This is a genomic window from Marmoricola sp. URHA0025 HA25, assembly GCF_054059435.1.
Window position 1 is genome coordinate 3,048,345 of record NZ_JBSSCD010000001.1, and the last position, 13,877, is coordinate 3,062,221.

A 13,877-nucleotide genomic window follows, 5' to 3' on the forward strand; every position below is an offset into this window, starting at 1 on the left:
GATCCTCTCGGGTGCTCCTACTTCTGGCACAGCCGGCAGCGGGTGAGGTTCGGAGCGTCGGCCCCGGCCGGGCGGAGGTCGTCCCGCCCGGCGACGAGGTCGCAGTCGGCGCGGTGCACGGTGGTGCCGTTGCCGGCGACCACGAGGACCGAGCCGGCGTCACGCGGGCGCGCGGCGGGCCGCGCTCCCGAGGCCATCGCGCTGTTCTGGGACACGGCGTCGGCGAGGAGCAGCAGCGTGTCGGAGAGCTGGCGCTGTGACTCCTTCTGGTCCGCTGCCACTCGCGCGAGCCACGACCCGAAGTAGAGGAACCCGCCCACGAACGTGATCCCGAGCCCGAGCAGGCCGCCGGACACGATGTAGGCGTTCTGGTTGTAGACGTACGGCGTGTGCGCGACGCCGTACCAGCCCAGGCCGATCACGACCAGGCCGGCCGGCAGCAGCACGGCGCCGGCGACGAACAGCACGAGGTGCAGCAGCTGGGCAGGGTTGCTCCGCAGCGGCGCCACCCCGTCGCGGCTGCCCGCGCGCGGCATCACGTGCGGCGCGGGGGCAGCAGTGGACGGGAGCGGCGGCACTGGCTGGGCCAGCCCCTGGGTTTGGGTTGTCATCGACTCACACCTTCCTCAGGTCTGGGATGCCGGCCTTGAGGCCGTGGGCGCAGGCGGCCGCGCCGCCGAACAGGAGCACGCCTGCCTGGCGCAGGTACCAGCCCACCCCGCCGGCCAGGGCGAGGCCGACCAAGGTGAGCAGCATGGGGATGCTGCCGAGCGGCGGCAGGCCGTGCACGGCCGCGACCTGCTGCACCGGCGTCGTGACCGCCGCAGGTGTCGCCGCCGGCGGCACCTCGCCGGTCACCGGAGCCCCGGCGGTGCCTGGGGTGCCTGCCGTGCCCGGCGTCCCCGCGCCGGTCGACGTGTCCGTGCCGGTCGGTGCCGACGTGTCGCTGCCGAAGTCGATGTCGGGCACCGTGGTGGCCTTGGCCTCCGCCGAGCCCAGGTGCAGCACCAGCTTCGGGGCGAGCGTGTTCAGGGACAGGATCAGGCCCTTGAGGACGTTGGCCTGCTGCAGGTCGGGGAGCTGGGAGACCAGGTCGTCCAGCGGCAGCTGCGGCAGCTTGTCGCGCAGCCAGTGGGTGTCCAGGGTGATCCGCAGAGCCTCGGCGTCGACCGAGCCGGAAGCACCGTCAGTGGTGACCACGGGCGCGGGCACCTCGATCTGGAGCCCGAACATCTTGAGCAGGTCCGTCAGCGTCGTCGGGAGACCCGGCACCGGCGTGGTCGAGCCGGCCGCGGTGAAGCCGGCGGGGCCGTAGGAGAACTTCTGGCCGGCGATCGTCATCCCGCCGACGTCGACGGTCTGGCTGGTCTTCGCTCCGCCGTCCAGCGTGCTGGCGACCCGGGTCACGACGTTGATGCCGGTCAGCTTGACCAGCCCGCCCAGCAGGCGCAGCTCGCCGATCCGGCTGGTCGCGGTCGAGACGACCTTGTCGCCGTCGTAGTCGGCGCTCGAGACGCTCGTCATCCCGTCGAAGTCGACCAGCAGGCTGAGCGCACCCATCGGGTTGGTCGGGACCGGGTTGTCGGCGTTGCCGGTGGTGCTGCCGGTCAGGATGCTGCCGAGCGCGCCGAGGTCGCCCTTGGTCAGCGAGTCCAGGAGGCTCGGTGCGGCGGTGGTGCTGCCGTCTCCCGGGTCGCCCTCGGGCAGGTCGCCGGAGCCGGTGTAGCCGGCCTTGGCGGTCGTGCGCTTCTCGCCGGCGTTGACCCGCTGGACCATGCCCGGGAACGGCTCCGAGGCGGCCTGCGTGGTGTCGCCCGGGAAGCCGGAGTTCACCTGGACGGGATAGCCGTTGTCGGTGAGGGCACCGGGCAGGCCGAGCTGCTCGCCGAACGTCTTGAGGCCCTCGCCGATCGCCGGGCCTGGCCACATCGCCGACGCGCGCGCTGTCGTGGCCGGCCCCGAGTCGCCGAGAACGCGGGTGTAGGAGAAGTCCATCTCGAACTGCGGCTCGGTCGGGATCGGGATCGCCGGCTCGAAGACCTCGAGCTTCAGCGGGGACGCCGTGGCGGTGACGCTGAACCCGCCGTACGCCGCGGCCGGAGCGATCGCCTGCGCCGGCACCAGCGCGGCGGAACCGGACGCGGCCACCAGGCCGAGGGCGGCGACCGCCGCGGCGACGCGGGTCGAGCGCCGGCCACGGGACCGGCCCGCCGCCCGGAGCCGCCGCGCGACGGTCTTGTCGTAGAGCGTCTGCTCGCTGTCTCGACACGCTCGGCAACCCGACTCGGTCATGCCGCACCTCCCAGGACGATGTCGGCCATGATCGCCTCGATCTCGTTCGGCTCGCCGGTCGCGACGATGCGGCCACCGGTCATCACCGCGGCGTGGTCGGCGATCCTCAGTGCGGTCTGGGCGAACTGCTCGACGACCAGGATCGAGACGCCGCTGGCGGCGATCCGTCCGACGGTGTCGTAGAGCTCCTCGACGATCAGCGGCGCCAGGCCCATGGACAGCTCGTCGAGGAGGAGCAGCGCCGGGTCGGAGGTCAGCGCCCGGGCCAGTGCGAGCATCTGCTGCTCGCCGCCCGACAGCGTGCCGGCCAGCTGGTAGCGGCGCTCGTGGAGCCGGGGGAAGTAGGCGTACGCCGTCTCGAAGACCTGGTCGGCCCTGACCCCGGCGTACGACATCAGGAGGAGGTTCTCCTCGACGGTCAGGTTCGGGAAGACGCTGCGACCCTCGGGGATCGTGGTCAGCCCCATCTGGGCGAGGTCGTCGGGCTTGGCGTTCGTCACGTGGACGCCGGCCATGTGGATGTCGCCCGAGGTCTGCTGCATCTGCCCGCTGACCACCTTGAGCAGCGTGGACTTGCCGGCACCATTGGGACCGAGCAGCGCGACCACCGCGCCCTTCGGCACCCGCAGGTTCACCCCACGCAGCACCTCGATGCGGCCGTAGGCCGCGTGCAGGTCGATGACATCCAGGATCGGGACAGTCATGGCAGCAGCACCTTGGTCTCCTCGACGTCCGTGGCTGCATGGGCGCCGCCGGTCTCGTGCGGGTCCTCGGCGAAGCCGAGGTACGCCCGCTGGACCACCGGGTCCTTGCGGATCTGGGCCGGTGTGCCCTGCGCGATGATCGAGCCGAAGTCGAGCACGTGGATGGTGTCGCACACCGTCATCACCAGGTCCATGTCGTGCTCGACCATCAGCACCGTGCATCCCTCGCCGGCGAGCTCGACCAGCAGCCGGCCGAAGGCCTCGGTCTCCGCCTCGTCGAGCCCGGAGGACGGCTCGTCGAGCAGCAGCAGCCGGGGGTCGCACGCCAGCGCGCGGGCCAGCTCGAGCAGCCTGGCGACACCGGTCGGCACCGAGTCGGCACGCTCGTCGGCGTACTCGGCGATCCCCACGCGGACCAGCAGCTCCTCGACGTCACGCTCGGCGGACCCGTCGACGCTGCGGAACAGCCCACCCAGCCCGTCGTGGATGTCCAGGGCGGTGCGGACGTTGTCCCACACCGTCAGAGAACCGAACGCCTCGAGGCGCTGGAACGTGCGTCCGATGCCACGTCGTGCGCGGCGGTGCACCGGCATCCGGGTGATGTCGTGACCGTCGAGGCTGACCCGACCCGAGGTCGGCGCCTGGAGCCCCGTGATCACGTTGAAGCAGGTGGTCTTGCCGGCGCCGTTGGGCCCGATCAGCCCGGTCACGCTGCCGGGCTCGACCTCGAAGCTCGCGTGGTTGACGGCGGTCACGCCACCGAACCGGACGACGACGTCGTCAACGTGCAACAGCGACATCGCGCTCCACCTCCTGGCCCCGGTCGTCGAGCTCGGCGATCGAGCCGGAGGCCGACACGGCGTCGGGGTCGTCGCCGCGCACCCTGAGCGCCATCCCCGGATACCGCTCGGCGAGCATCGGGTAGAGCCGTTCGATCACCCAGGCGTTGAACCCGAACAGCTTGTTGGCCAGGCCGTTGGGGTCGCGCCCGACGATCACGGCGCCGACGCCGAGGAGCACGAACAGCAGGCCCGCGATCGACGGGTGGTCGGACTGGGCCACCGGCAGGTACATCATGAACACGCCGCCGAGGACGGCGCCGGTCACCGACGTGACGCCCCAGATGACCGCCATCGCGAGCAGCAGCAGGCTCTGGAAGTACATGAAGTCCGCCGAGACGGTGGTGCCGCGCAAGCCGGCGTACAGCGCCCCACCGAGCCCGGCGATGCCCGCCGACGCGGCGAACAGCCCGATCCGCATCCACCGCAGGTCCAGGCCGAGGGTGCCGCAGGCGGCCTGGCTGTCACGCGCCGCGACGAGCATCCGGCCGAGCCGGCCGCGCCGCACCGCGATCACGGCCACGGCGATCAGCACCAGGAAGACGGTCATCAGCACGGTGTACTCCCCCGTGCCGGAGAACTTCAGCCCCAGGACGGAGAGCCGCTCGGCGGAGAGCGGGTTGCCGATGTTGTAGGCGATCGAGGTCTGGAAGACCAGCTTGTCCATCAGCTGCGCGAACGCCAGTGTCGCCAGCGCCAGGTACAGACCGGTGAGCCGCAGCACTGGGATGGCGACGATCGCGCCGACGGCGGCAGCGATGAGCGTGGCGAGCAGCAGACCGAACAGGTTGGGCTGGTCGAGCCGCGAGTAGGCGACGGCACCGACGCCCGCGAAGGTGAACTGGGCGAGAGACACGTGCCCGCCATAGCCGGTCAGCAGCACCAGCGAGAGCATCACGATGCCGTACGTCGCCGCGGTGCCGACCAGCAGCAGGTCGGAGTCGGCCAGCCCGAAGGCCAGTGCCATCGAGAGCAGCACGAGTGCTCCGCCCCAGACGCCGGCCTTCCCGAAGCCCGGCACCGGCGCCGACACGAGTCCCTTGACCTGACCGATCCGCAGCGGTGCCTGGGGAAGCAGCACCAGGACGACGACGAGGAAGACCGTCGGGATCACCGCGGGGAGTCCAGTGATGTCGTTCCCGAAGGGGATGTACTGCAGGTAGCCCACGACGTAGGACTGGGCGAGCCCGAGCGCCATCGCGCCGACATAGGTCATCGGCAGGCTGGTCAGCTTGCCGAGCATCGCCGCGGCGTACGCCGAGATGACGAGCAGCGTCAGGTCGTAGTACTGCAGCCCGATCACCGGAGTGAGCAGGATGCCGGCCAGCGCCGCCAGCGACGTGCCGACCGCCCAGGCGAGCGCCGCGACGAGCTGGGGCCGCCCGCCGTAGAGGCGGAGGAGGTCGGGGTTGTCGACGCTGGCGCGCATCGCGGTCCCGATCCTGGTCCGGGTGAGCAGCACGAAGAGGCCGAACGCCACGAGGGCGGAGAGCACCACCGTGATCACCTCGTGCCACGTGATCACGACGTCGCTGCCGATCTTGATCAGGTGTCCGTCGAAGAACTGCGGCACCTGGCGACCTTCCGCCGGCCAGATCTGCGTTGCGGCCCCGATCAGCCCGATCAGGATTCCGACCGTGACGACCAGGGACACGCCCACCGGGGCGTTGCCGAGGTCGCGGACCAGCACCCGCTGCACGAACACGCCGAAGGCGGGCGCGACCAGGAGGAGGACGACGATCAGGGCCAGCCAGGCCGGCATGCCCTGCTTCTGGCTGAAGTCCCAGTAGACGAAGGCGAAGAACATCCCGACCGCACCGTGGGCGATGTTGAACACCCGGGTGGTGCTGTAGGTCAGCACCAGCCCGCTGGCCGCGATCGCGTACGCCGCACCGGTGAAGACACCGATCAGCGTGTAGGAGATGAACTCGCTCACGCGTCAGCCCGCCGTGTATCCGCCGCAGGTGTACTTGGAGTCACCGGCGGGCACGAAGGCGCCGCCCCTGACCTGCATCCAGCGCACGCACACCGGCGGGTGCTTCGACCCGACCGACATCGGCGAGTGCGCGCCACCGCCGGTCCAGCCGTCGACCGACTTGATGGCAGCGACCAGCGAGGGGCGAGTGAGCTTGCCGCCCAGCTCCAGGGACTTCTCCACGAAGAGCTTCGTCGCGGACCAGGCGAACAGCCCGAAGAAGGTCGGCTGCGCGCCCGGAGCCACCTGCTGGAGCCACTTCTTGTAGAGGTTCAGCTCGGGCTGGCTCTCGTTGAGAGGCGTGAAGTTCACGAAGAAGTTCGCACCCTCGACTGCGCTACCGCCCTGGGTCAGGAAGCCGGGCTCGTACACCGAGGGGTCGTACATCAGCACCTCGGGCTTGAAGCCGGCCGACTGCATCGCCTTCGCGAGGCGCGCGGACTGCTGGTAGGCGCCGAGGAACTGCACGAACTGGACGCCCTTGCTCTTCATCTGCTGGACGTAGGACCCGTAGTCGAACGCCGCCACGTCGATCGGCGCGGTGTAGACCCAGTTCATCCCGCGCTTGGTGCCGACCGCGATCTGGGTCTTGGCGTTCTCGGCAGCGGCGCCGGCGTTGAGGTAGAGGAACGCTGCCTTCTGGGTCGCATCCTTGTGCGTGCGGATCCAGTAGTCGTAGACCTCGTTCTGGTACTCGCCCTTCCCGGTCGACTGCACGCCGAAGCAGGTGGTGCAGTCGTTGCGGGCTCCGGTCACCGAGGCGGTGCGGATGTCGGGCAGCCCACAGGCCTGCGCCGTCGCGGCACCCCCGGAGTCGAAGGCCGACATCGAGCCGACGCCGGCGAAGCTGCTCTCGCAGATCTTCTGGTAGCCCTGCTGGTCGGCGCCGGCGTCGGTCCGCGAGTCGTAGGTGACGAGGTTGAGCTTCCGGCCGCAGATGCTCGTGGTCGCGTTGAAGTAGGCGACATACGCCTTGGTGGCCTGCTGCGCGCCAGTGAAGAGACCGGGCACGGGGCCACTGATGTCGGAGGAGTTGCCGATCGTGATGGTCTTGTCGGTGATGCCGGTCTGGTTCTTGAAGCCGTCGCAGGACCCGACCTTCACCCCGACCGGGCCGGCTGCAGCAGTGTGACCCTTTCCGGGCTTGCCGCCGGTCCCCGCGGTGCCTGTCGTGCCGGCCGTGCCGGTGGTCCCGGTCCCGGTCGTGCCCGCGCCGGTCGTGGCGGTGTCGCTGGGCGTGCCGGTGTCACCGGTCGCGGTGTCCCCCGTCGTGCCGGTCGTTCCCGGGCCGGCGGCGGCCCCTTGGCCCAGGATGTCCTGGTTGGCCTTGAGGGCGACCTTGGGGCTCACCTGGGAGCCGCCGCAGGCGGCGGTGAGAAGGAGTGCCATCGCGACGAGGCACACGGCGACCAACTTGCTGCGCACAGCCGAGCTCCTGACTCCGGTTTGTGACCCCGGCAAGCGGGACCCACATCACATAACGGGCGGATGTGGCGGAGGTTACACTCAAAGTTGTAACAAGTTCTAGATTCGGTCCACGCCGGCGCAGCCTCACCGCGGGCCGGCCGGCGCGGCTGTGGGCGACACGCTGGTCAGGTCCCCGCCCGTTGTCGCTCCACGAACCGGGTCGCCATCCGGAGGGTGAGGCCGGGTGCATACCGCCCGACCCGCCACGCGACCCGCGCCTGCCGCGGGGTGACCACCATCGCCTTGCCGGCGGCAACGCCCGCCAGCACCTGGCCCGCGAGCCGGTCCGGCTCCAGCGGCCGGCGGATTCCCTGTCCCTTGAGGTAGAAGTCGCGTCCCTTGATCCGGCCGATCTCGCCCTGGTCGAGCATCGGTGTCTCGACCGCTGCCGGGCAGATCACGGTCACGCCGACGCCGTACGCCGCGGCCTCGGAGCGCAGTGCGAGCGACAACCCGACGACCGCGTGCTTGGTGGTGACGTAGCTGGTGAGCAGCCCGGCCGCCATCAGGCCGCCCATCGAGGCGGTGTTCACGATGTGCCCGCCGCCCTGGCGGATCATCTGCGGGTACGCCGCGACGACACCGTGCACGACACCGCGGAGGTTCACGTCGATGATCGTGTTCCAGTGGGCGAGCGTGAGGTCCTGGGTCTCACCGAGCAGCGTGATGCCGGCGTTGTTGAAGATCAGGTCGAGCCGCCCCTGCTCCTCGACCACCTCGTCCACCAGCGCCTGCACGGCCGCGGCGTCCGTGACGTCGAGGCGGGCCGCTCGGGCCGTACCGGGTCCCGCGACGGAGGCCGCGGTCCGCTCCGCCGCGGCGGGGTCGAGATCCGCGCAGACCACGGTCGCCCCGGCCGCGACCAGTGCGCGGGAGAGCGCGCCCCCGACGCCACCGCCGGCGCCGGTCACGACGGCGGTCCGGCCGGAGAAACGGCCGGAGACGTGGTCGGCCTTCCGGGTGCTCATCCGAACGCCTTGCTGACGAGCCCCAGGAGGTCGGGGTAGCGCTGCAGGTGGGCGCCGCCGTTGACCTCCACGGTCTCGCCGGTGATCCAGGCGGCGTCGTCGGAGAGCAGGAACCGGATCACCCCACCGATCTCCGCGGGCTCGCCGCTGCGTCCGAGCGGCGTGTTCTCCAGGTAGCTCTCCCGGATGCCGGCGATGTCCATCGCGGGAGCCGTCAGCGGGGTCACGACCAGCCCCGGGGCGACCGCGTTGACGCGCACCCTGCGAGGCGCCAGCTCGAGCGCCGCGACCTCGGTCAGCGAGACCAGGCCGGCCTTCGCGGCGCAGTAGGCAGCCAGGCCGGTGCCGGGCTGGCGGGCGTTGAGCGAGGTCAGCGAGACCAGCGAGCCGCCGTCGGCCACGCGACGGCCGGCGTGCTTGAGCACCAGGAAGGCGCCGGTGAGGCAGACGTCGACGACCCTTCGGAACTCGCCCGCGTCGTGCTCGGTGATCGCACCGAGCGTGCTCACTCCGGCGCAGTTGACCGCACCGTGGAAGCCGCCGTACCGCTCGACGACGCCGTCGAACAGCGCTGCCACCGAGTCCTCGTCGGTCACGTCGACGCCGGCGATCCCGTCCCGTGCGGCGAGGTCCGCGGCCACGACCGTGGTGCCCGCCTGCTCCAGCACGGCCGCCGTGGCCTCGCCGATCCCGGACGCCGCTCCGACCACGACCACGACTCGCTGCTCCGCCATCCGGGCTCCTGACACTCGTCGAGACTGATTGACACACGTCAAATACGAGGCCTACGGTGACGCCAGTCCCCGCGCCCGTCAAGACCCGCCCGTCCGAGGAGCACCCGTGGCCGCACCCACCACCGCGATCATCGGAGCCGGCATCAGCGGCCTGACGACCGCCAAGATGCTCGGCGACTACGGCGTGCCGTACACCTGCTTCGAGGCCTCCGACCGGATCGGCGGCAACTGGGCGTTCGGCAACCCCAACGGACACAGCAGCGCCTACCGGTCGCTGCACATCGACACCTCGAAGTACCAGCTGTCGTTCCGGGACTACCCGATGCCCGAGGACTACCCGGACTTCCCGCACCACACCCAGATCAAGGCCTACCTCGAGGGGTACGCCGAGGCCTTCGACCTGAAGTCCCGGATCGAGTTCGAGAACGGCGTCCAGCACGCCGAGCGGTTCTCGGGAGGCGGCTGGGAGCTGGCCCTCCAGGACGGCTCGACGCGGCAATTCGACTTCCTGGTGGTCGCCAACGGCCACCACTGGGACCCCCGGCACCCGGACTTCCCGGGCGAGTTCACCGGGACCACGATGCACTCGCACCACTACATCGACCCGCGCACGCCCCTCGACCTCACCGGCACCCGGATCCTCGTGGTGGGACTGGGCAACAGCGCCGCGGACATCACGGTCGAGCTGTCGAGCAAGGCCCTGGACAACGAGGTCACCCTCTCGACCCGGTCGGGCGCCTGGATCGTGCCGAAGTACTTCGCCGGCAAGCCCGCCGACAAGTTCTTCCGGACCTCGCCCTACATCCCGCTGTCCTGGCAGCGCAAGGCCGCCGCCGCTCTCCAGCCGTTCACGGCCGGCCGGCCCGAGGAGTACGGCCTGCCCAAGCCCAACCACGGGTTCTTCGAGGCGCACCCGACCCAGTCGGTCGAGCTTCCGCTGCGGCTCGGGTCCGGCGACGTGGTCGCGAAGCCGAACGTCACCTTGCTGGACGGCAGGACCGTCCACTTCGAGGACGGCACCAGCACCGAGGTCGACGTGATCATCCACGCGACCGGCTACAACATCACCTTCCCGTTCTTCGACCCCGGCTTCATCAGCGCGCCGGGCAACCACATCCGGCTCTTCAAGCGGATCTTCAAGCCGGGCGTCGACGACCTCGCGTTCGTCGGCTTCGCCCAGGCGGTGCCGACGCTGTTCCCGTTCGTGGAGAGCCAGACCCGCCTGGTCGCGGCGTACCTGACCGGGCACTACGCACTGCCGGACATCGACGCGATGGAGGCAGCGATCACCGCCGACGAGAAGCTCTACCTGGGCCACATGCTCGACACTCCGCGGCACACGCAGCAGGTCGACTACTTCCTCTACGAGCACGACCTGCGCGCCCGGGAGATCCCGGCCGGACGCGTGCGAGCGTCGTGAGCGACACCGGGGCGTGGAACCGGCTCGTCGACCGGCGTGCCTCCAACCGCGGCGACGCCCGCCGCGACGCGCTGCTCGCCGCCCTCGAGGAGCTGCTCCGCGAGCAGACGCTGGAGGAGGTCAACGTCGCCGAGATCTCCCGGCGCGCCGGCGTCACCCGGTCGGCGTTCTACTTCTACTTCGAGAGCAAGGCAGTCGCGGTGCTGGCGCTGATGCAGGGGCTGTACGACGCCGCGGCGGACGCCAACGAGCTGCTGGTGAAGGCCGAGGGTGAACCCGAGGACCGGGTCCGGCGGGCGATCACGATGCTCTTCGAGTCCGTCGACAGCGCGGCGCACACCTACCGCGCGCTCCTGGAGGCGCGCGCGTCCAGCCCGGCCGTCCGCGACATGTGGGACTCCGGGCGCGCCGACTTCGCCGGCGTCATCGCCGGGATGATCGGCACCGAGCGCGCGGCGGGGCGGGCGATGTCAGGACCGGACGAGGACGCGCTCGCCAAGGTGCTGCTCGACCTCAACGACCACGCGCTCGAGCGGCACTCGCTCGGCGCGAGCCCGAGGCGCGACCGGCACATCGAGGCACTCACGCACATCTGGGTGAGTGCGATCTACGGGACCGACCCGCACAGGAGCGACGCATGACTCCGGAGACCATCACCTTCGACTCGCACGGCACGCCCTGCGAGGCCTGGCACCTCCCGGCTGCCGGCGACGACCTCGCGACCGCGGCGGGCCGCCCGGTGGTCGTGATGGCCCACGGGCTCGGCGGCACGAAGGACTCCGGCCTGCTGCCGTTCGCGGAGGCGTTCGCCGCCGCCGGGATGGACGCCTTCATCTTCGACTACCGGGGCTTCGGCACCAGTGCCGGTACGCCGCGCCAGCTGGTCTCATTGGCCGGCCAGGTCGACGACTACCGGGCTGCGATGCGGGCGGCCGCGGCCCTGCCGGGGGTCGACCCGCAGCGGCTGGTGCTCTGGGGCATCTCGCTCGCAGGCGGGCACGTGCTCTCGGCAGCGGCGGGCCGTGACGACGTCGCCGCAGTCGTGTCCGCCGTACCGCTGGTCGACGGGCTCGCAGCCGCCCGGCACGCCTTCGCGAGCTATCCGGCGCGCCAGATCGCCCGGTCGACCGTCCTCGGCGTCCGCAGCCGCGTCGGCCGCCTCGGCGGTCGCGGACCACGGCTGATGCCGATCGTCGCCCAGCCGGGCGAGGTGGGTGCGTTCACCCTCGCGGGTGCCTACGACGACTACCTCGCGATCGCCGGACCGACCTGGCGCAACGAGATCGCCGCCGACGTCACCCTCGAGCTGGGGAGCCGGCAGCCCCACAAGGACGCCGCGGACCTCCGCTGCCCCGTGCTCGTGCAGATCGCCGACTTCGACCTGAGCGCACCCCCGCAGGCGGCCGCGAAGGCGGCGTTCCGCGCACGAGCCGAGGTCCGCCACTACCCCTGCGACCACTTCGACCTCTTCCCCGGCAAGGCGTGGCACCAGTCGGCGGTGGACCATGCCACCCGGTTCCTCGTCCGCAAGGTGACCCGTGGCTGACACGGTCCAGCAGGCGCTCCTCGCCCTCGCCGGCTCCGACCGGCCCGGCCTCGCGTTCGAGGACCGCCGCTGGACCTGGCACGAGCTGGTCCAGGAGAGCGCGGCCCGCGCCCACGCGCTCGCCGCGATGGCCGACGCACGCAGGCCCCTGCACGTCGGCGTGCTGATGGAGAACACCCCCGAGATGGTGATGGCGCTCATGGCCGGGGCCGTAGGCGGCCACGTGACCGCCGGGATCAACACGACCCGGCGCGGTGAGGGTCTCGCGGCCGACGTACGCCGGGCCGACTGCCAGGTGCTGCTCACCGACGCCGAGCACCTGCCGCTCCTCGACGGGCTGGACCTCGGCGGTGCGAGCGTGATCGACACCGACTCGCCCGAGTGGGCCGAACGGCTCGCCGGCCAGCCCCGGAGTGCGGACGGCTTCCGCGCGGTCGAGGCGATGGACACGTTCATGCTGATCTTCACCTCGGGCACCAGCGGCGACCCGAAGGCGGTCAAGGTCGCCCACTTCATGGTGGTGCTGTCCGGCGCAAACCTCGTCGAGCGCTTCGCGCTGACCGACGAGGACGTCTGCTACGCGGCGATGCCGCTGTTCCACTCGAACGCCGTGCTCGCCGGTGTCGCCCCGGCCCTCTGCGCCGGGGCGACACTTGCGCTCGCCAGGCGGTTCAGCGCGAGCCGCTTCCTCACCGACATCCGGGCCTTCGGCGCGACGTACCTGAACTACGTCGGCAAGCCGCTCGCCTACGTGCTCGCCACCGAGCCGCGTCCGGACGACGCGGACAACCCCTTGCGGCACGCCTTCGGCAACGAGGCGTCCGAGCGCGACATCGAGGAGTTCGCCCGGCGCTTCGACTGCCACGTCACCGACGCGTTCGGGTCGACCGAGACCGCGATCATCATCACCCGCACCGAGGACACTCCCCGCGGCTCGATCGGCGTGCCGTGGGACGGCGTCGCCGTGTACGACCGCGAGACCCGCGCCGAGTGCCCGCGGGCGGTCATCGACGACCGCGGGAGGGTCACGAACCTCGACGAGGCAGTCGGCGAGCTGGTCAACACCCAGGGCGCCGGCTTCTTCGGCGGCTACTACAACGACGACGCGGCGACCGCCGAGCGGATGGCCGGCGGGATGTTCTGGTCGGGCGACCTCGGCTACCGCGACGAGGCCGGATTCGTCTACCTCGCCGGGCGCACCGCCGACTGGCTCCGCGTCGACGGGGAGAACCTCGCCGCGGCGCCGATCGAGTCGATCCTGCTGCGGCACCCCGCAGTCAGCCAGGCCGTCGTGTACGGCGTACCCGACCCGGACGTGGGTGACCAGCTGATGGCTGCGCTCGTCCTCCGTGACGACGCGGCGCTCGGTCCCGACGAGCTCGAGCGCTTCCTCGGAGAGCAGCCCGACCTCTCGCCGAAGGCGTGGCCGCGCTACGTGCGGATCGCCGCGAGCCTGCCCAGCACCGCCACGAACAAGGTCCTCAAGCGTGAGCTGGTCCGTCAGGGGCTCGACACGACCGACCGGCTCTGGACCCGCGGTGAGCGCACCCGCAGCTACACCGGCGAAGGCGTCCTCGACCGCGCGAGGTAGCCCTCGTGGGCCGCAGCGACGGCCGCGCAGAGCACCGCGCCGATCTCGGCAACGGCCGCCACCCAGGCGTACCAGCTCCAGCCGGTGTGGATGCCGAACAGGCTGCCGTTCACTGCGATGAGGAAGCAGGCCAGGGTGGTGGCACCGAAGCCGGCGAGCAGGAACAGCGGGATCCAGTGCTTCCAGCGCACCAGCAGGACGGCGATCGCCACGCCGGCGAAGACGTTGACGACGAAGAGCGCGCCCACCGTGCCCTGGTCCTTGACGCCGTCGAACCACAGGTACAGGTGGACTGCCGCGGACACCACGACTGCCAGGGCGCCGATCCATCGAGTTGACAC

At 71.1% G+C, this 13,877-nt stretch carries 13 protein-coding genes; 4 read left to right on the forward strand and 9 right to left on the reverse strand.

The window, feature by feature from the left end; translation table 11 throughout:
* Positions 1-17 precede the first annotated feature (17 nt).
* The 8 genes from ACVW00_RS15040 to ACVW00_RS15075 all read right to left on the reverse strand — a co-directional run bounded on the left by ACVW00_RS15040 (position 18) and on the right by ACVW00_RS15075 (position 8,979).
* Positions 18-611 carry a hypothetical protein gene (locus tag ACVW00_RS15040; protein WP_457111707.1) on the reverse strand — a complete coding sequence of 198 codons (594 nt, stop codon included), beginning with the start codon at positions 609-611 and terminating at the stop codon, positions 18-20.
* Positions 612-615: 4 nt separating this feature from the next.
* A complete protein-coding gene (locus ACVW00_RS15045) occupies positions 616-2,292 on the reverse strand; it encodes a choice-of-anchor P family protein (protein ID WP_457111708.1) in 1,677 nt (558 codons plus the stop codon).
* Positions 2,289-2,996 (reverse strand): ABC transporter ATP-binding protein, encoded by a 708-nt coding sequence (locus tag ACVW00_RS15050; RefSeq protein WP_457111709.1) that lies wholly within the window; start codon positions 2,994-2,996, stop codon positions 2,289-2,291. Before ACVW00_RS15050 ends, ACVW00_RS15045 begins: the two co-directional genes overlap by 4 nt.
* Positions 2,993-3,796, reverse strand: coding sequence for an ABC transporter ATP-binding protein (locus ACVW00_RS15055; protein ID WP_457111710.1), 804 nt, complete (start codon positions 3,794-3,796; stop codon positions 2,993-2,995). Before ACVW00_RS15055 ends, ACVW00_RS15050 begins: the two co-directional genes overlap by 4 nt.
* Positions 3,777-5,771: an ABC transporter permease gene (locus ACVW00_RS15060; RefSeq protein WP_457111711.1), complete on the reverse strand. Its 1,995-nt coding sequence runs from the start codon at positions 5,769-5,771 to the stop codon at positions 3,777-3,779. Before ACVW00_RS15060 ends, ACVW00_RS15055 begins: the two co-directional genes overlap by 20 nt.
* A 3-nt stretch (positions 5,772-5,774) precedes the next feature.
* A complete protein-coding gene (locus ACVW00_RS15065; protein ID WP_457111712.1) occupies positions 5,775-7,235 on the reverse strand; it encodes an ABC transporter substrate-binding protein in 1,461 nt (486 codons plus the stop codon).
* A gap of 167 nt (positions 7,236-7,402) precedes the next feature.
* On the reverse strand, positions 7,403-8,245 hold the full coding sequence (locus ACVW00_RS15070; RefSeq protein ID WP_457111713.1) for an SDR family NAD(P)-dependent oxidoreductase: 843 nt from the start codon (positions 8,243-8,245) through the stop codon (positions 7,403-7,405).
* A complete protein-coding gene (locus ACVW00_RS15075; RefSeq protein WP_457111714.1) occupies positions 8,242-8,979 on the reverse strand; it encodes an SDR family NAD(P)-dependent oxidoreductase in 738 nt (245 codons plus the stop codon). The genes ACVW00_RS15070 and ACVW00_RS15075 overlap by 4 nt, the downstream gene beginning before the upstream one ends.
* A gap of 106 nt (positions 8,980-9,085) precedes the next feature.
* Here ACVW00_RS15075 and ACVW00_RS15080 point away from each other — a divergent pair, with 106 nt between their 5' ends.
* From ACVW00_RS15080 to fadD1, 4 genes are read left to right on the forward strand one after another with little or no spacing between them, the layout of a single operon-like run.
* Positions 9,086-10,399, forward strand: coding sequence for a flavin-containing monooxygenase (locus tag ACVW00_RS15080; RefSeq protein ID WP_457111715.1), 1,314 nt, complete (start codon positions 9,086-9,088; stop codon positions 10,397-10,399).
* Positions 10,396-11,040, forward strand: a complete 645-nt coding sequence (locus tag ACVW00_RS15085; protein ID WP_457111716.1) for a TetR/AcrR family transcriptional regulator — start codon at positions 10,396-10,398, stop codon at positions 11,038-11,040. Before ACVW00_RS15080 ends, ACVW00_RS15085 begins: the two co-directional genes overlap by 4 nt.
* Positions 11,037-11,945 carry an alpha/beta hydrolase gene (locus tag ACVW00_RS15090; protein ID WP_457111717.1) on the forward strand — a complete coding sequence of 303 codons (909 nt, stop codon included), beginning with the start codon at positions 11,037-11,039 and terminating at the stop codon, positions 11,943-11,945. The genes ACVW00_RS15085 and ACVW00_RS15090 overlap by 4 nt, the downstream gene beginning before the upstream one ends.
* Positions 11,938-13,536, forward strand: a complete 1,599-nt coding sequence (gene fadD1 / locus ACVW00_RS15095; RefSeq protein ID WP_457111718.1) for a fatty-acid--CoA ligase FadD1 — start codon at positions 11,938-11,940, stop codon at positions 13,534-13,536. Before ACVW00_RS15090 ends, fadD1 begins: the two co-directional genes overlap by 8 nt.
* Here the strand turns inward: fadD1 and ACVW00_RS15100 are convergent.
* Entirely contained in the window at positions 13,500-13,877 is a 378-nt protein-coding gene (locus ACVW00_RS15100; protein ID WP_457111719.1) for a hypothetical protein, read from the reverse strand. The two genes, fadD1 and ACVW00_RS15100, sit on opposite strands and share 37 nt — an antisense overlap.

What these genes read in the sequence shown, in the direction of transcription:
- ACVW00_RS15070 (WP_457111713.1), bottom strand. Translation starts at nt 8,245, where the DNA reads ATGAGCACCCGGAAGGCCGACCACGTCTCCGGCCGTTTCTCCGGCCGG.
- ACVW00_RS15090 (WP_457111717.1), top strand. Translation starts at nt 11,037, where the DNA reads ATGACTCCGGAGACCATCACCTTCGACTCGCACGGCACGCCCTGCGAG.
- ACVW00_RS15040 (WP_457111707.1), bottom strand. Translation starts at nt 611, where the DNA reads ATGACAACCCAAACCCAGGGGCTGGCCCAGCCAGTGCCGCCGCTCCCG.
- ACVW00_RS15075 (WP_457111714.1), bottom strand. Translation starts at nt 8,979, where the DNA reads ATGGCGGAGCAGCGAGTCGTGGTCGTGGTCGGAGCGGCGTCCGGGATC.
- ACVW00_RS15050 (WP_457111709.1), bottom strand. Translation starts at nt 2,996, where the DNA reads ATGACTGTCCCGATCCTGGATGTCATCGACCTGCACGCGGCCTACGGC.
- ACVW00_RS15045 (WP_457111708.1), bottom strand. Translation starts at nt 2,292, where the DNA reads ATGACCGAGTCGGGTTGCCGAGCGTGTCGAGACAGCGAGCAGACGCTC.
- ACVW00_RS15055 (WP_457111710.1), bottom strand. Translation starts at nt 3,796, where the DNA reads ATGTCGCTGTTGCACGTTGACGACGTCGTCGTCCGGTTCGGTGGCGTG.